The organism is Macrococcoides goetzii (assembly GCF_002742385.2).
Lineage (GTDB): Bacteria > Bacillota > Bacilli > Staphylococcales > Staphylococcaceae > Macrococcoides > Macrococcoides goetzii.
This window is the reverse complement of sequence record NZ_MJBI02000003.1, coordinates 278,663-296,978: the sequence shown is the minus strand read 5'-3', so window position 1 is coordinate 296,978 and position 18,316 is coordinate 278,663. Positions and strand designations below refer to the sequence as shown.

The 18,316-nt window shown below is 34.6% G+C and carries 18 protein-coding genes; 16 read left to right on the top strand and 2 right to left on the bottom strand.

Annotated elements, in window-relative coordinates:
• Positions 1–67: 67 nt before the first annotated feature.
• The 3 genes from BFS35_RS09430 (at position 68) to BFS35_RS09420 (ending at position 2,492) form a co-directional block, all read left to right on the top strand.
• Positions 68–730 (top strand): hypothetical protein, encoded by a 663-nt coding sequence (locus BFS35_RS09430; RefSeq protein WP_099581334.1) that lies wholly within the window; start codon positions 68–70, stop codon positions 728–730.
• Between the two features lie 249 nt (positions 731–979).
• Positions 980–1,396: a hypothetical protein gene (locus tag BFS35_RS09425; RefSeq protein ID WP_099581332.1), complete on the top strand. Its 417-nt coding sequence runs from the start codon at positions 980–982 to the stop codon at positions 1,394–1,396.
• 175 nt (positions 1,397–1,571) lie between these two features.
• Positions 1,572–2,492, top strand: coding sequence for a WYL domain-containing protein (locus BFS35_RS09420; protein ID WP_099581330.1), 921 nt, complete (start codon positions 1,572–1,574; stop codon positions 2,490–2,492).
• 48 nt (positions 2,493–2,540) lie between these two features.
• Here BFS35_RS09420 and BFS35_RS09415 read toward each other — a convergent pair whose 3' ends face one another.
• The gene (locus tag BFS35_RS09415) at positions 2,541–3,473 is read right to left on the bottom strand and encodes an ornithine cyclodeaminase family protein (RefSeq protein WP_099581328.1); all 933 of its coding nucleotides are present in this window, start codon (positions 3,471–3,473) and stop codon (positions 2,541–2,543) included.
• Between the two features lie 9 nt (positions 3,474–3,482).
• Positions 3,483–4,775: an MFS transporter gene (locus BFS35_RS09410; RefSeq protein WP_099581326.1), complete on the bottom strand. Its 1,293-nt coding sequence runs from the start codon at positions 4,773–4,775 to the stop codon at positions 3,483–3,485.
• 217 nt (positions 4,776–4,992) lie between these two features.
• On the opposite strand from BFS35_RS09410, the gene BFS35_RS09405 reads away from it, so the two are divergent.
• The 13 genes from BFS35_RS09405 (at position 4,993) to BFS35_RS09345 (ending at position 18,303) form a co-directional block, all read left to right on the top strand.
• The gene (locus BFS35_RS09405; protein WP_099581324.1) at positions 4,993–6,021 is read left to right on the top strand and encodes a MupG family TIM beta-alpha barrel fold protein; all 1,029 of its coding nucleotides are present in this window, start codon (positions 4,993–4,995) and stop codon (positions 6,019–6,021) included.
• Between the two features lie 5 nt (positions 6,022–6,026).
• Complete coding sequence (gene murQ, locus BFS35_RS09400; protein WP_275068226.1) at positions 6,027–6,911, top strand: N-acetylmuramic acid 6-phosphate etherase; 885 nt, start codon at positions 6,027–6,029, stop codon at positions 6,909–6,911.
• A gap of 14 nt (positions 6,912–6,925) precedes the next feature.
• Entirely contained in the window at positions 6,926–8,365 is a 1,440-nt protein-coding gene (locus tag BFS35_RS09395; RefSeq protein WP_099581321.1) for a PTS transporter subunit EIIC, read from the top strand.
• Position 8,366: 1 nt separating this feature from the next.
• A complete protein-coding gene (locus BFS35_RS09390) occupies positions 8,367–9,209 on the top strand; it encodes a MurR/RpiR family transcriptional regulator (protein WP_099581319.1) in 843 nt (280 codons plus the stop codon).
• A 178-nt stretch (positions 9,210–9,387) separates the two neighbouring features.
• Positions 9,388–10,680: an ABC transporter substrate-binding protein gene (locus BFS35_RS09385; RefSeq protein ID WP_099581317.1), complete on the top strand. Its 1,293-nt coding sequence runs from the start codon at positions 9,388–9,390 to the stop codon at positions 10,678–10,680.
• Positions 10,681–10,737: 57 nt separating this feature from the next.
• On the top strand, positions 10,738–11,604 hold the full coding sequence (locus tag BFS35_RS09380) for a carbohydrate ABC transporter permease (protein WP_099581315.1): 867 nt from the start codon (positions 10,738–10,740) through the stop codon (positions 11,602–11,604).
• Positions 11,604–12,416 carry a carbohydrate ABC transporter permease gene (locus tag BFS35_RS09375; RefSeq protein ID WP_099581313.1) on the top strand — a complete coding sequence of 271 codons (813 nt, stop codon included), beginning with the start codon at positions 11,604–11,606 and terminating at the stop codon, positions 12,414–12,416. The genes BFS35_RS09380 and BFS35_RS09375 overlap by 1 nt, the downstream gene beginning before the upstream one ends.
• Positions 12,417–13,427 (top strand): LacI family DNA-binding transcriptional regulator, encoded by a 1,011-nt coding sequence (locus BFS35_RS09370; RefSeq protein WP_099581311.1) that lies wholly within the window; start codon positions 12,417–12,419, stop codon positions 13,425–13,427. It abuts the gene before it with no gap.
• Positions 13,424–14,137, top strand: a complete 714-nt coding sequence (locus tag BFS35_RS09365) for a ThuA domain-containing protein (protein ID WP_099581309.1) — start codon at positions 13,424–13,426, stop codon at positions 14,135–14,137. Before BFS35_RS09370 ends, BFS35_RS09365 begins: the two co-directional genes overlap by 4 nt.
• A 1-nt stretch (position 14,138) precedes the next feature.
• Positions 14,139–15,155 (top strand): Gfo/Idh/MocA family protein, encoded by a 1,017-nt coding sequence (locus BFS35_RS09360; protein WP_099581307.1) that lies wholly within the window; start codon positions 14,139–14,141, stop codon positions 15,153–15,155.
• On the top strand, positions 15,156–16,202 hold the full coding sequence (locus BFS35_RS09355) for a Gfo/Idh/MocA family protein (protein WP_099581305.1): 1,047 nt from the start codon (positions 15,156–15,158) through the stop codon (positions 16,200–16,202).
• A gap of 12 nt (positions 16,203–16,214) precedes the next feature.
• The gene (locus tag BFS35_RS09350; RefSeq protein ID WP_099581303.1) at positions 16,215–17,183 is read left to right on the top strand and encodes a sugar phosphate isomerase/epimerase family protein; all 969 of its coding nucleotides are present in this window, start codon (positions 16,215–16,217) and stop codon (positions 17,181–17,183) included.
• A gap of 10 nt (positions 17,184–17,193) precedes the next feature.
• Positions 17,194–18,303, top strand: coding sequence for an ABC transporter ATP-binding protein (locus BFS35_RS09345; RefSeq protein ID WP_099581301.1), 1,110 nt, complete (start codon positions 17,194–17,196; stop codon positions 18,301–18,303).
• Positions 18,304–18,316 lie beyond the last annotated feature (13 nt).

Sequence of the window (18,316 nt, the reverse complement as noted above, 5' to 3'; positions counted from 1 at the left end):
CAAGACAATTTTTGTCACTTGCAACAATTAGAATAAAAAAGTAGTGATTATATAAGGAGATGACAGTATGAAGAAATTATTAGTTTCGAGTGTTGCAGCAAGTTTGTTAGTAAGTGGATTGGTAAGTGTAAATGAAGCGGAAGCTACTAAAGCAAATATTGATTATTCAAATCCAAGTGTTGCTAAAAAAGCTAAGGCTGGTAAATTGTCGATGGATGGATTCGTAATAGGTGCGAAAGTCGGGAAATATATTAACTCAAACTTCTATAGACAAGGATATAGGGAATTCTGGCCTTCTTCATTAGGTAAATATCCTTCATATTATAATGAAGAAGTTGATGTAGCATACGTTGATTTTCAATCATCAAGTAAAATAGGTAGTAAAAATAAAAAAATTACTCGTATCGTGGATAAAAATATAAGAGAATTTAGAACAATTTATAGAACTAAGATGTTAAAGGTTTATGGTAAACCTTTAAGAACTCAAACATCTATAGCATCGAATGAAAATGACTATTCAAGAGTCGTAGATGTTTATAAAAATATTACGTTCTTCTATTCATATAGGGAAGGATATAATGAGCAACCAATGTTATCAAGCGCAGTTATTTTCCATACGAAAAATAATTCTGATTTAGAAAAATGGTATTATTATGCAGCAAATGATGCTGGATCAAATGGAAATACAATGACAGAATATATTAGTTCAAGCAAGTGGGCAAGTTATTAAGTCTAGTATACTTATAGATTTTTTAGAATAACAACGAGACTTTTGTCTCGTTGTTAAGTTGTTATGGACAAAAATTATATGAAATATCATCACTAGCATTGCATAAAAGTAACCTAATCGTCGCTTATGGATTGATTTTCCCGTAAATTAATTTTCTATATAAAAAAATTTCTTAAACCCGACATTTTTTGACATGTTAGTTTATTATAATTAACCCGTTATAAAAAATTAATTTAAGGGAGGATTAACATGAAAAAATCTATAATTCTTTTACTTTCTTGTCTATTACTTTTAGTAGCTTGTGGTAAAAAAGAAGAGAAAAAGGTCCAAACAAATCCATATAATGGGGAATATCATTTTTATAATCCATTAGCTGGTGAAAATTCATTTGAAGAAATACTTACGATTAAAGGCAAGAAGGTTTCCATATTTCATACTGAGTATGATGATTCAGGTCAGTGGCAAGATGATGGAGAAATAAAAGGAAAAGTCATTCATTTCAAATCTGGTAGTATTGCAGAAATAAATTTAATTGATGATCGTATGACTTTAAATTATGAAAAAAATGTCTATAATAGTTCAGATAAATTTGATAAAGCTGGCAGTAAAGTTCAAGAAGAGAATAAACAAAACTATATAGATTTAACAAATCAAATCGAAGAATAAAAATAAAGTTTCTAAATTAAAAAGTATGTGAAACATCTCTAATTAATAGCTTTAAATTATCTACCGAGACCCATGTCTCGGTATTTTTGATCTGAAACGGACAAAAATTGTCATGATGTTCAATTATATTAAATATCATATAATATAGAAAAATACATTTTATGAGGTAACTGGGATGAGCCAGCATTTTGATAATAAGTCATCAGCAATGCTAGATTTATATTTCTTGCTGAACAATAATAAATACGTTTCTTTAGAGTATTTAAAACAACGATATGGCAGGGGAGAACGTTCAGTATTACGTTATGTAAAAGCATTAGAGCAATTTATTAATGCAAGTGAACGTGAGTTAGATGAGCACGCTGAGTTAAGCAAGATTGATTATTTAAGACATAAAGGTGCGTATACATTAGTTTCTCCTCAAGTGGATGATCATACTGCAGCGTTATTAAGCATGTTGATACAGATTAAAAGCTTAACGCCGTATTTATCTAAAGAAACGATAGAATTTGTTAAGAGTACATATAAGACACATAATATTAAACAGCATTATATCCATGCGTTTATGAAAGATTTTGAAATGGATCAGGAAGTCTTTCCTCCACATCTCTTAGAAATTCAGGAAATGATAAATAATAACGTTAAGATGAGTGTGACTTATTATGATGAGGATGGTAATGAGATAACTGAGCGTGGTATCACGCCAATCCGTATTTCATACCAATATTATCACTTCTATTTACATTATTTCTATAAAGGTGAAGTGAATACCTTAAAGATGATCGACATCATACAGGTGAAGCAATATGGTAAAAAGGAAGCGGAAAGAGATTTTGATACGAAGTCGAAGCTTATTTTAGAAATTGATGCTTCATATTTTCAAACGTTTAAAGAAGAGAACCCTGTGATTAAGCGTGAGTATTTAAGGTTGCCGAACGGGAATTATAAAATTGCAGTAAATATGACAGAAGAGGATGTTTATTTTCTGTGTTATCGTGTGTTCCCACGTGTAAAGATATTAGAACCTGTTGAGTATGTAAATTCATTTAAGAACAAGATGAAGGGTCTATATATGATGTATGAGGAAAGTGAGTAACATTTTTTCTAAATAAAACCCGACAGTGCCATCCACTGTCGGGTTTTGTTATGCATTTAGCAATTTATACGCCCCAGTTGTCACTGCCAGGTCATAATAAGCGGCGCCAACTGATTTAAAGATGGTTACGCCTTCTGTTTTATTTTTGTCAGTTAAATCTTTTAATAACGTTGCCTGATTGAAATCGAAATGCCCGTCTTGTTCAGCCTGAATGAATTCTCCTGCTTCATGCTGTGCACCATGTAAATCATCCAGGACGATTGTGTCAGCATGCTTGATTGAAATCGTATCGATTTCTCGCATTTCAGGTAAGTATGATCCGACACCATTAATGTGTACGCTTGCTTGGAGGTCTTTATGGTCAAAGACACTTTCTTCTGAGCGTGTGGCACAGTTAATAATATCGGCATTTTTAACAGCTTCTGTTACATCATCGAACACTTGAATGTCACTCGTAACACCAAAGTCTTCGAGTCGTTGTTTAAAGTCTTTCGCTTTCTCATAAGTTCTATTATAAAGATTAATCGTCTTTATATTCCTCACTTCAATAACACCTAATACTTGTTCGAATGCCATTCCACCAGTTCCGATAACGCATAGCACTTCTGCGCCTTGCTTAGCTAACTTATCCGTAGCAATGGCGCTCATCGCACCTGTTCTCAGGCGTGTTAAGTAGCTACTTTCAAGATTTGCGATATGCGTTCCGTCTGTCAAATCACTAAGTAATGTAACACCTTGCGATACTGGCTTTGATTTATTTTCCGGAAATATCGAAATGGTCTTAAGAATTGAGTAGTTACTTTTCGTATTGATACATGGCATATATAACATTGTATTTTGTGTACCTGGTACTTCGAGTACTGTTCGTTCTTTCATGATTATTTTGTCGTCATTTAAATCATTAAGGATTGCTTTCACATCCTCGATGGCATGACGCATTTTGTAGACTTGTTCGATTGCTTCATCACTATAGAATTGCATAACTTCCTCCTAATTGATTGAAGTGTGCACTAAATCTTCAGCTTTCTTATTCTTAATTGATAATACTGAAATAATAGATATGACTGCAATGACCATGATGTAGATGGCAACTGGTACGTAAGAGCCGTTAAATTTGCCCATCAAGTATTCTGCAATCATCGGCGCAGTTCCACCAGCTAGTGCAGCACCAATTTGATAACCTAACGTAACACCAGTATAACGTACTTCTTTATTAAAGACTTCTGAGAACATTGTACCAAGAACTGCAGTAATCGGTGACCAGATAATACTTAATCCGATAACAGTTGCGATAAATACTGCGCCAGTTGATTTATGTTCTAATAACCAGAAGTATGGGAACATGTAAAGAAACATTGCGAATGCGCCGATTAAATAAAGTTTCTTACGTCCAACTCTGTCACTCAGTTTCCCGTATATTGGGATAAGAATTGTCGTTAATACAGCTGATGTCATAACAATCAACATGATATTTTCAAACTTTAAGCCAAGTTTCTCTGTAGCATATCCTACAATAAATGTTCCGAAGATATAGAAAGGTGCTGTTTCAACAAATTTCGCACCGCTTGTAATCAATACTTCTTTCCAGTGATATTTCAAAGTATGGAATAAAGGTACTTTCGGTGCTTTCCCGCTTTCCTGAACTTCTTTAAAGTCAGGTGTTTCATCTAAACCTTTACGAATCCATAAACCGAAGAATACTAATACACCACTGAAGATAAACGGAATACGCCATCCAAATGAATTGAACTGTTCTTCAGTAGTTACTGCTGTCATTACGTAGAATGTTAGTGAGCCTAACACCATTCCGATTGTTACACCCATTTGCGGAACACTACCGAAATAACCACGCTTTTCAGCTGGCGCATATTCTGTTGCCAGTAATAATGCGCCTCCCCATTCTCCACCGATTCCTAAACCTTGAATTAAACGACAAAGTAATAAAAGAATAGGTGCAGCGATGCCGATTGTTTCGTAGTTCGGTATGAAACCGATAGCAACAGTTGCTAACCCCATTAATAAAAGTGTCATAACCAGTGTCTTCTTACGTCCCATCTTATCCCCAATATGGGCGAAGAAGATACCGCCGAAGGGTCGAATAAAGAATGATAACGCTAAACCGAAATATGCGATTAAATTTGAAACCGTTGGATCATCTGTTACGAAAAACTGCTTACTAAATATGAGACTCGCGACAGAGGCGTATAAGAAGAAATCAAACCATTCGATTGAAGATCCGATTAAACTCGCCCCTAAAACTTTCTTTTCTAATTTTTTCTCCATACATTTCTCCCCTTTGTTGTGCATGAAATTAAACATTACTTAAATTATCTTATTATTAAAAGAATATTCTGTCAATTAGATTTTTAAGAATTATTAGAAAATTACACTTAATTAATTATGAAATATAAATACAAAAAAATATTATTTTAATTAATTTATTGAATTTATATTTCGAGAGGTGATATAATGAAAGCGATTACAGGAGGGAGTGTAATTAATGCTTGGTTTCTCTGTATATTTAAGTCAAATTAATGAAGCGTATGTGCATCAAATGATAAATAGAGGGTTCAATACAATCTTTACATCATTACAAATACCTGAAGAAGTTCATTTGGACAAGTTTGCTAAGCTCAGAGCATTAAAACAATTAGTGGGTCAAGATGTAACGATAATTGTAGATATCAATCCTGAGTTGTTTGATTTTATAGAGTCAGAGATAGGCTACGATAAATGGTCAGGATTAGATGCAATTCGTTTTGATGAATCAGTTGATATTACACGCATCATGAACTGGGGAAGTCATTCTAAAGTGGTATTAAATGCAAGTACAGATGGTTTAAATATTTTAAGAACCTTATCAGGGAACAATTTTGACTGTTCAAATGTAGTTGTAATGCATAATTATTATCCTCGACCTGAAACGGGATTAGATTCAGAATATTTTTCTAAACAGAACAATGCACTGAAGTATAAGTTTCCTGATGTTAAAATCATGGCTTTTATTTGTGGAACAGAACTCCGAGGTCCCGTATATAAAGGTTTACCTACGCTTGAAGATAATAGAGCGGTACATCCTCTAATAGCTTATAAATCATTACAAAGAGCGCAAGTTGATTTAGTCGTGGTGGGTGACCTGCGTATTTCTGAAATGATAGTAGATCAGTTAGAAGAGTGGATTAGCAATGAATGTGTGTTACTAAGAGTTAAACTAACTGATAAATATCATTATTTATATGGTGTAGAACAAAATAACCGTCTGGATGTGGCTCGTGATGTTATACGTTCTGAATTTCATCGTAAAAATTATCATCATGAAGTTACACCACATAATTGTATTTCACGTCCGAAAGGTACTATTACTATCGATAACCATTTGTACGGTAGATACATGAATGAACTTCAAATTACTAAAAAAGATTTACCTGACAATGAAGCGGTGAATGTTATAGGGTCAATCATTGAAGACGACTTATCGTTAATTGAATTAATCGGCAGTGGTACAAAATTTAAATTTGTAAAGGAGTGAGTTATGTGGATTTAAATCGATTAGCAACTGAACAAAGAAATGTTAATACAATGGCTTTAGATCGTTTATCTCCTATTGAATTCGTTACAGTGATGAACCAGGAAGACCAAAAAGTAGCCATTGCTATTGAAAAAGAAAAAGAAAAAATTGCTGATTTAATTGCTGAGAGTATTCCGTTATTTAAAAATGGTGGTCGACTTATTTATATGGGAGCAGGTACAAGTGGTAGATTAGGTGTATTAGATGCCGCAGAATGTGTGCCTACTTTCGGCACTACTCCGGAGCAGGTAATCGGTTTAATTGCTGGTGGAGAAAAGGCAATGATTAAGGCTGTTGAAGGTGCAGAAGATGACGAACAGCTAGGGAAAGATGATTTAATACACTTAAATATTACTGATAAAGATATTGTTATCGGTATTGCAGCAAGTGGTAGAACACCTTATGTTGTCGGTGGGTTAAAGTTTGCAAACGAAGTGGGTGCGCTCACAGGGGCAATATCATGTAATACCGGTTCTGATATTGGAAAAATCGCGCGACATGGTATAGACGTTGCGGTTGGACCTGAAATATTAACAGGTTCTACACGTCTAAAATCAGGTACTGCCCAGAAGTTAATATTAAATATGATTTCAACTGGTATTATGGTTGGAATCGGAAAAGTGTACCAGAATCTAATGATTGATGTACAACCAACGAATGAAAAACTTGTAGAAAGAAGTATCGGTATAATTTCTGAAGTGACAGCTTTAGATAGAGTTAAGGCGAAAGCATTATTTGAAGAAAGTGAACATCAGGTGAAGGTTGCCATTGTAATGGGGTTACATAATTTTGATAAAGACAGTGCTCTTGAATATTTAAAAAATAATGATGGCTTTATTCGAGCTAATTGAAAGGGAGGATATTAATGACAAAGGAACGTAGAATTGCTGAAGAGATACTTGCAAACGTTGGAGGGAAGGACAACTTAGAGAAAGTGATTCATTGTATGACACGTGTACGTATGAGTATTGTGGATTATAACAAAGTTGATATTGATGGATTGAAAGCCATTGATGGTGTCATGGGGATTGTTGAAGACGACATGCTTCAAGTAGTTGTGGGGCCAGGTACTGTTAACAAAGTTGCAAATGAAATGAGTAGTATTATTGGTGTACCTTTAGGAGAAGAAATTAAACATAGTAATTTAAGTAACAAAGAACGTGTAGAACGCGAAGCGGACCTGTTTAAAAGTAATCTGAATCGAAAAAATGACAGCAAGTTGAAACGTATATTAAGAAGTATTGCCAATATCTTTGTACCTTTAATTCCGGCATTCGTAGGTGCAGGTTTAATTGGTGGTATCGCAGCTGTACTCTCTAACTTAATTGTCGGTAAACAACTTGATGCTGAAACATGGCAAATGTATGTCGATGTATTAAATGTGATCAAAAATGGTTTATTCGCGTATTTAACTATATATGTTGGTATTAATGCAGCGAAAGAATTTGGAGCAACGCCAGGTTTAGGTGGCGTTATTGGTGGTACGACACTACTGATGGGTATGAATCCGGAAGCACCGATAAATAACGTCTTCACAGGTCAACCGCTTGCTGCAGGTCAAGGTGGTATTATCGGTGTTATCTTTGCAGTCTGGATCTTATCAATGATTGAGAAAAAGTTGCATAAAATTGTACCTAATGCGATTGACATTATTGTAACGCCATTTATAACATTACTTATTATGGGGCTTGCGACAATCTTCATCATTATGCCACTTGCAGGTTTTGTATCAAATGGTCTTGTAGGAACAATTAACTGGGTACTAAATATTGGTGGTCCATTCAGTGGCTTTATACTTGGTGCAACTTTCTTACCATTAGTAATGTTTGGTTTACACCAAGTATTAACACCGATTCATATTGAAATGATCAATCAATCAGGTGCAACTTATCTATTACCTATTCTTGCAATGGCAGGAGCTGGTCAAGTTGGGGCAGCAATTGCTTTATGGGTTAAATGCAGAAAGAATGCTAAGATTACTAATTTAATTAAAGGTGCATTACCAGTAGGTATTCTTGGTATTGGAGAACCTTTAATCTATGGGGTAACCTTACCTCTAGGTAGACCATTTATTACTGCTTGTATTGGAGGTGGTATCGGTGGTGCTGTTGTTGGTGGTATTGGTAAAGTAGGTGCAGTTGCAATTGGACCGAGTGGCGTTAGCTTAATCCCTCTAATTTCTGATAATATGTACTTAGGATATATTGCAGGCTTACTTTCAGCTTATGCAGGAGGATTTTTAGCAACTTATTTCTTTGGTACTACTAAAGAAATGACTGCACCACAATCAATAGACGAGGTATAATATGAACCCCCTAATGTATATTAAGGAACATTTGAATGAATTAACGAAACAAGAACAGCGTGTAGCAAATTATGTTGTTGATAATCCAGTAGAAGCAGTTCAATTGAATGCTAAACAGATTGGCGATATAACTAGTACGAGTTCTGCAACAGTGATTCGCTTTGTGAAAAAGATGAACTATAAAGGATTTAATGAGTTTAAAGTAAATATTTCAAGACATATACCAGATGAAGATATCAGTGTGTTTAAAAAAATAGAAAAAGATGAGACGATAGCATCTTTAAAGAATAAGTTACTATCAAGAGCTCAATATTCTATGGAAATGACATCAAAATTACTTGATGAAACAGATATCGAAAGTTTAGTATCAGCGATTGAAGAAGCAAAATGTATTATAGTATATGGCATAGGTGCTTCTTATTTAGTCGCTCAGGATTTCTATCAGAAATTTTTGAGACTAGGTATTAATGTGCAATGTATATTAGATACGCATTTAATTTCAGGTAACATCGCGACACACAAAGACAATACGTTATTCATCGGTATTTCAAGTGGCGGTCAAAGTGAAGAAATACAGAAGTTACTTAAGATGAGTAAACATTATAATGCTAAGACTGCAATTATTACAAGTAATGCTGAAAGTGCGTTTAAAGACTACAGTGATATTATGGTTTTACATGATGCAAGTACAGAAGAAAGTTTAAGATATGCCGCAACGAGTTCATTAATGTCTCAGTTATTTACAATTGATGTTATCTTCTATACTTATTTAGTTCGCCATTATGACTCAAATATGAAGATGATCAATGATACGAAAAAAGCAGTAAGTTTATTTAAGTGTTGATTAGGCGTGTTATATAGTTCGTATGTTAAAAAAGCTCTAATTCACAAGAGCTTTTTTTTAAAAAAAAAGTTATGCAATCGTTTGCAAAAAAATATTGCATTGTCAAAAATAATGTGATAATCTTTAGATGTATTAAATGAAAACGTTTTCCCAAAAACTATACAAAAGGAGATTGACGATGAAGAAAAAGACGTATTTATCGTGGGTAGCATTAATTGTATTAACACTTGTATTAGCGGCTTGTGGTAACTCAGGCTCAGGCGGAGGTACTGCAAAAGATGGAGACAAAACAACAGTAAATGTATTCCAGTTCAAAGTAGAATTCAAACAACAGTTTGAAGATATGGCGAAAAAATACATGGCTGAACATCCTGATGTTCAAATTAATATCGATACTGTTGGTGGTGGTAACGACTACGGTCAAGCTTTAAAAGCAAAAATCGCTTCAAAAAATGAACCGGATATTTTCAATATCGGTGGTCCAGAAGATTTAGAAGTACACAAAAATCGTTTAGCTGATTTATCAGATATGAAAGCTACTAAAGCAGTAATTAACGAAGATTTATTAGCACCTGTTCAAAAAGATGGTAAAACTTACGGTATCCCAATGAACCAGGAAGGATATGGTTTAATCTACAACAAAGAAATCTTCGAAAAAGCTGGTGTTAAAGCTGAAGACATTAAAACTTTAGATGATCTAGAAAAAGTTGCGGAAAAAATCGATGCTAAAAAATCAGAGTTAAAACTTTCTGGTGTATTCGCTTTACCTGCAAAAGAGAAATGGGTATTAAGTGACCATGCTTCAAGCATGTTCTTAGCAACTGACTTTGATAATGATATTAAAAAAGCTTCTGAAGCAAAAACTTTAAAATTCTCTAAAGCGGATCAATTAAAACAATACTTAGATATTCAAAACAAATATTCAAAACAACCTGTTGCATCTTTAGATTACTCTCAACAAGTTGAAGAATTATTCTCAACTGGTAAAGTTGCAATGATTCAACAAGGTAACTGGGCTTATCCTACAGTTGAAGGTGTAAACCCAGAGCTTGCGAAAAATGTTGGTTTAATCGCAGTTCCAACTGGTGATAAAGAAGTTACAATGCCTGTAGGGGTTGCAAACAACTGGGCAGTTAACAAAAAATCAGATGAAAAAGTTCAAAAAGCAGCAAAAGATTTCTTAGACTGGTTATACACTTCTGAAGAAGGTAAGAAAATCGTTGTAGAAGATTTTAAATTTATTCCTGCTTATAAAGACTATGATACTGATAAAATTTCAGATCCATTATCAAAAGAAATCTACAAATATTCACAAGAAGGTAAAACTTCTGCTTGGGTATTCAAAGGTTATCCAACTGGATACACTGACGATGCTTTAGGTGCTTATTTACAAGATTATTTAACAGGTAAATTATCATTTGATGAAGCAGTCAAAAAATCACAAGATGCTTGGGCAAAAGCGCGTAAATAAAAACTTAAGGGAGAACGCTTCGGTGGTTCTCCCTTTTTTAAACAAAGGAGTGAGCATATGAAGACGAAAAGTTTAGCTTTCTGGTTATTTTTATTACCTGTATTAGTAGCTTTATTTATGGTAATTATTATTCCGTTTATATATGGTATTTACTATTCATTTACCAATTGGAATGGAGATGTTAGTCAAACACCTGGATTTGTAGGGTTTCAGAACTATGTTGATTTATTAAAAGACGATACATTTATCAATGCATTAATGTTTACATTTAAATATTCGATTGCGGCGATTTTCGTTATTAACTTTATCGGTTTAAGTTTAGCATTAATTGTAACAAGCAAGATTAAATCAAAGAATTTACTAAGAACAGTATTTTTCATGCCCAACTTAATCGGTGGATTAATTCTAGGGTTTATCTGGCAGTTTATATTTACGAAAGTATTTGCAATGATCGGTGAAGCAATTGGTTCTACTGCACTGCAAGGTTGGTTAAGTGATACACATACAGGTTTCTGGGGAATGGTCATCCTTTCAACATGGCAAATGGCAGGTTACATTATGATTATCTACATCGCATATTTAGAAAATGTACCAGATGATTTACTGGAAGCGGCAGAAATTGATGGTGCGAATGCTTGGCAACGTTTCAAAAATATTACCTTCCCAATGGTAGCACCTGCATTTACAGTATGTATGTTCTTAACGTTATCAGGTGCATTTAAAATTTATGATCAGAACTTATCTTTAACAAATGGTGGTCCAGGTAACTCTACGAAAATGTTAGCGATGGATATTGTAGATACAGCATTTAAGATGAATCACATGGGTGAAGCACAAGCGAAAGCGGTTGTATTCTTCCTTATCGTAACAGTGATTAGTTTAACGCAAGTATACTATAACAAGAAACGTGAGGTGGAAATGTAATGGCTAAAGTCAGAAGATGGGGATTGGAAATATTAGCAATTATTTTAGGTTTAATTTGGTTATCACCGTTTTACCTGATGATTGTAAATGCTTTTAAGACAAAGTTAGAAATCTTTGATAATACTTTAAAACTTCCGGCAAACGTTACTTTCCAGAATTTTAAAGATGCTTTTGAACAGTTATCGTTTTTACGTACATTCTTTAATTCAGTGCTTGTATCAGTGATAGCAGTAACATTAATTATCATTTTCTCAAGTATGGCAGCATACGCTTTAAATCGTAATAAAAGTAAGGTTTCAGGCATCATATTCTTCTTATTCGTTGCAGCGATGCTGATACCTTTCCAATCAGTAATGATTCCACTTGTTAAGATATTTGGTGATTTACAAAGCTTAAATATCAGTGGATTAATCTTTATGTACTTAGGTTTCGGTGCAAGTTTATCTATTTTCTTATATCACGGGGCACTGCAAAGTATCCCGAAATCATTAGATGAAGCAGCTATGATTGATGGTGCAAGTAAATGGCAGGTTTTCTGGTATATCATATTCCCGATGTTAAAACCAATTTCAGTTACAGTAGGTATTTTAAATATTATTTGGATTTGGAATGACTACCTATTACCAAGTTTAGTATTAGGTGCTGGTCAGGAAACGATTCCACTTAAATTATTCTTCTTCTTTGGACAATATACGAAACAGTGGCACTTAGCTTTAGCAGGATTAACTTTATCAATCATACCGGTTATTATCGGTTACTTCTTTGCACAGAAACATATTATTAAAGGTGTATCGGATGGGGCTGTGAAATAGTTGGTAACAATTAAGGATGTAGCTAAAAGAGCGAGTGTATCACCTTCTACTGTATCGCGTGTGATTAGTAATCATAGCGGTATCAGTAGTGAAACAAAGAAGAAAGTACAGAAAGTAATGGACGAAATAGGTTATACACCAAATTTATCTGCACGTTATCTTGTAACGAAACAGACAAAAACAATATTACTCGTGTTAAAGACTGCTTCGATTGAAATGAGACAGAACCCATTTTTCACTGACGTATTAATCAGTGTTTCAAAGGTCTGTAAAGAGAATGGATATTCAACGATTACGACAACAAGTATCGATGAGCAAGCACTATTTAAAGAAGTTAAGAATTATATAGATAGTCGTATGATTGACGGTGTTATTTTACTATACTCAAAACAAGACAAAGTAACAGATTATCTAAAGTCGAAATCTTTTCCGTTTGTAGTGATCGGTAAAGCGCTTGATGATAATTATCCTGTTATGTATATCGATAATGATAACGTAAAGGCAAGCGAACAGTTAACGGAATATATGGTAGAGCTTGGTCACAAAAACCTACTATTTATTCGTGAACAAGGTGATTATGAAGTAAGTAAAGATAGAGAATTGGGATTCATCAATGTTTGCAGAAAACACGGTATTGATTATGGAGTATTAGAAGGCACGCTTGAATTAAAAGAAGCTGAATTTATATTTAAAGAAATTAATATTGAAAGATTTAGTGGTTTGATTACATCTGACAGTATGATGAACTTGTTAGTATTAAATATACTTTATCAGATGAAAATTAATGTACCTGAAACAATGCAGACCGCAACATTTAATGACTCATTTTTAAGTGAAACTGCATGTCCATCACAAACTGTCGTCAATATTTATCCGGAATCACTTGGCAAAGTAGCAGCAACGAATTTAATTGAACTATTATCAGATAAAGCATTTCCGATATATAACGTGATTATTCCTACAACAATAATTGAAAGAAACTCAACACAAATGATTGGAGCGAGAAGATGAATATTACAGTATGGAATGAATATAGACACGAAAAAGAATCAGAAAAAGTGAGACTTCATTATCCAGAAGGCATTCATAAAGTGATTGCAGACTTTCTGGAAGGTAATGTAACGACCGCAACACTTGATATGCCTGAACATGGTTTAACAGAAGAAGTCTTAAATCGAACAGATGTATTAATTTGGTGGGGACATAAAGCACATGATGAAGTCAGTGATGAAATTGTTGAGAAAGTGCATCAAAGAATTTTAGAAGGTATGGGGTTTATCGCCTTGCATAGTGCACATTTCTCAAAAGTATTTAAGAAACTCATGGGTACAGGCTGTGATTTAAAGTGGAGAGAAGCAGGAGAAAAAGAAAGAATCTGGGTAATCAATCCTGCACATCCTATCGCCGAAGGTCTGCCAGAATACTTTGAACTGGAAGAAGAAGAGATGTACGGTGAACATTTTGATATTCCGGCACCAGATGAATTATTATTCTTAAGTTGGTTTGAAGGTGGAGAAGTATTTAGAAGTGGTGCTACTTTTACACGTGGTAACGGCAAGATTTTCTACTTTCGACCTGGTCATGAAACGTATCCGACATACCATAACGAATATGTTCAAAAAGTCATTAAGAATGCAGTAAATTGGGTGAAACCAACTCGATCAACATATCCAACGTATGGTAATCATCAACCGATAGAATCGTTACAGAAAGGTGAATAATATGGCACAATTAAATGTAGGTATTATTGGAGTAGGTAGCATTGCTACACATAGACATATCCCTGAATATCAGCTTTTAGAAGATGTAAATATCGTTGCATATTGTGATATTGTACAGGAGCGTGCTTCTGAATATGCAGAACAATTTGGTGGCAAAAGTTACGATAACTATAAAGCATTACTACAAGATGATTCGATTGATGCAGTTAGTATCTGTACACCAAACTATTTACATGCTGAGATTGCGATAGAAGCTTTAACAGCAGGAAAGCATGTCTTATGTGAAAAACCGATGGCAACAACGATTGAAGATGCAGAGCGTATGATCGAAGCAGCAACAAACTCAGGAAAACAATTAATGATTGCTCAAAATCAACGATTTACAGAAGCACATGAACTAGCTCGCGAAACACTTTCACAAGGTAAGCTAGGCAAAATTTATTCATTCAAAACAACTTTTGGACATGCTGGTCCAGAGTCATGGAGTGTGGACGGTGCAAATAGCTGGTTCTTTGACAAAAGACGCGCTTTTATTGGAGCTATGGGAGATCTAGGTGTTCATAAAATTGACTTAATGCATTATTTATTGAATGAAACGTTCACAGAAGTTGGTGCGATGATCGAAACAAGTGAAAAAGAAGGTACTGTTGATGATAATGCAGTCTTTATTTTGAAAACTAAAAGTGGTGCAATTGGAACAATGAGTGCTGCATGGGTGTACAAGGGTGAAGAAGATAACAGTACAATAATTTATGGTGAAAAAGGCATATTAAAACTTAACACAGATTCTGAATTTAACTATATCTTTATTGATGAAGAAGGCAATAAAGAAGCATATAAATTAGGCAAGATACAAACAAATGACGCACAAACGTCAACAGGTACGATAGAGCGATTTATTGAAGCGATTCAAGGTGGTCAACCAGTACCAGTTGATGGGCAGGATGGATTAGCATCATTAAATGTAATCGTAAAAGCTTTACAATCAGCACAAGAGAAAAAAGTGGTGAAGATTTAAATGGAACTATTAAAGATTGGTATCGTTGGAGCAGGAGGAATCGCAACAGGTAGACACATCCCTACATTCCAGCAGTTCCAGGAAGTTAGTGTAAGTCATATTTATGATATCGATGCTGAGAAAGCAAAGATTGTGGCAACTGAGTTTGGTATAGCACATGTTTGTGATACGTATGAAGAAATGCTTGAAGCAGTAGACGCAGTAATCATTACTACTCCGAACAAGTTTCATGCACCTTATACAATCCAGGCACTCAATCGAGATGTCCATGTGATGTGTGAAAAACCGATGGCATTAACGAGTGAAGAGTGTGATGCGATGATTGAAGCAGAGGAACATAGTGAAGGCGTATTACATATCGCATATCATTATCGTTTCATGAAAGAAGCAATAGCAGCCAAACAAATCATTGATCAAGGCGGTATCGGTGAACCTCTTGTAATTAACGTTAAAGCAATGCGACGTCGTAAAGTACCTGGTTGGGGTGTGTTTACGAATAAAGATCTGCAAGGTGGCGGTTCATTGATTGATTATGGATGTCATCTACTAGATTTAGCGATGTGGCTAGCAGGAGATATTAAACCTATTGAAGTAAATGGAACGACATATAATCGTTTAAGTAAAGACAACCATGACATCGTCAATGAATGGGGAAATTTTGATGCATCCACTTTTGAAGTTGATGACCATGTTACAGCATATGTTAAGTTTGATAATCAGGCTTCAATGTTATTTGAAACAAGTTGGGCAGCAAATATTGAACATGATGAAGAATTCATTAGTATAGCAGGTACTAAAGGCGGCATTAATGTATTTGATATGAAATACAATACAGCTTCAGAAGGTTTGATGACGACAACTACGATAGATTACGTGCAGGAGAAAAATACTTTCGAGTATTTACAGGCTAGCAATTTTATTAGAACAATCTTGCATGATTCAGTATTAAAAGTGAAATCTGTTGAAGCACGTAACGTATCTAAAATTATTGAAGCAATTTACTTAAGCAGTGCACAAAACAAAGCAATAAAAATTCAAAATAGTTAGGAGAAGATCACGATGAAATTAGGCGTATTCAATCCTTTATTTAATGATTTATCATTTACAGAAATGTTAGATTATGCACATAAAGCAGGTTTAGAAGCGGTTGAAGTAGGAACAGGAGGAAATCCTGGTAGTGCACATATTGATGTAGATTTATTGCTGGCATCAGAAAGTGCACGTGAGGAATATTTAGCAGAATTCTCTAAAAGAGGATTGATGATCAGTGCATTTAGTTGTCACGGTAATCCGATTTCACCAAATGAAGCTGAACGCGTTGATTCAGATAATGCTTTAAGAAAATCAATTAAACTAGCATCATTGATGAATGTTCAAGTTGTGAACTGCTTTAGTGGTACAAGTGGTGCAGATGATAATAGTAAATATCCAAACTGGCCAGTAGTAGCATGGCCAACCGAGTATAAAGATATTTATGAATGGCAATGGGAACAAAAACTTATTCCATATTGGAAAGAAATAGCGGAACTTGCAAAAGAGCATAATGTAAAGATTGGTATTGAGTTACATGGTGGATTCTTAGTGCATTCACCTTATACTATGTTGAAATTACGTGAAGCTACAAATGAATATATTGGTGCAAATCTAGATCCGAGTCATATGTGGTGGCAAGGTATTGATCCCGTAGCAGCAATCAAAATTTTAGGTAAAGAGAATGCGATTCATCATTTCCATGCTAAAGATACATATATTGATCAGGATAATGTCAATATGTATGGATTGTTAGATATGCAGCCGTATGGAGATGTTCTAACACGCAGCTGGACGTTTAGAAGTGTGGGTTGTGGACATGACAAATTTGTCTGGTCAAATATGATGAGTGCATTAAGAACTTATGGCTATGATTATGTAGTCAGCATTGAACATGAAGACCCATTGATGAGTGTCGATGAAGGGTTTAGCACAGCAGTTAAGAACTTAAAAGAAGTACTAATAAAAGAAACGCCTGCAAACATGTGGTGGGCATAGGAGTGATATCATGGCAAATATTAAATTAGAACATATTAAAAAGACATATCCAGGTGGCAATACAGTCGTTAAAGATTTCAATCTTGAGATCCAGGATAAAGAATTTATCGTATTTGTTGGACCTTCAGGGTGTGGTAAATCAACAACATTAAGAATGATTGCAGGACTAGAAGATATTACTTCAGGTGAATTTACAATTGATGGTGTAAGAATGAATGACGTTGCACCGAAGAATCGTGATATCGCAATGGTATTCCAAAATTATGCGTTATATCCACATATGACGGTATTTGATAATATGGCATTCGGTTTAAAATTAAGAAAGTTACCAAAAGATGAGATTAAGCGCCGTGTACATGAAGCAGCTGAAATATTAGGACTTACAGAATATTTAAATCGTAAACCAAAAGCATTATCTGGTGGACAACGTCAAAGGGTTGCATTAGGTCGTGCAATTGTCCGTGATGCAAAAGTGTTCTTAATGGATGAACCATTATCTAACCTGGATGCTAAATTACGTGTTCAAATGAGAGCGGAGATTTCAAAATTACATGAAAGAATTCAGACAACGACTATCTATGTAACACATGACCAGACAGAAGCGTTAACGATGGCATCACGTATTGTCGTATTAAAAGATGGAGATATTATGCAAGTTGGAACACCGCGTGAAGTATATGATCATCCAGAAAATATATTTGTAGCGGAGTTTATCGGCTCCCCACCAATGAATATCTTTGATGCGACACTTACTGAAAATGGTGTAGTTATCGGCAATAAAACATTTGAAGTTCCTGGTGGTATTATGAAATCTTTAAAATCACGTGGATATGTAGGCAAAAATATTAAATTCGGTATCCGCCCTGAAGATATTCATGATGAGACTTTATTTATCAATGCCTCATTAAAAACTTCATTTGATTCAACAGTGACAGTAAGTGAGTTACTTGGTTCAGAGGTGATGATCTACTCTCAATTAGAAGGACAGGAATTTATTTCTAAAGTAGATGCACGTAATGATTTATATGCAGGAGATAAGATTACATTAGCATTTGATATGAACAAAGCACATTTCTTTGATGCAGAAACAACAGCAAGAATTAAAAATGTAAACGAGTAAAAATGCACTAAGG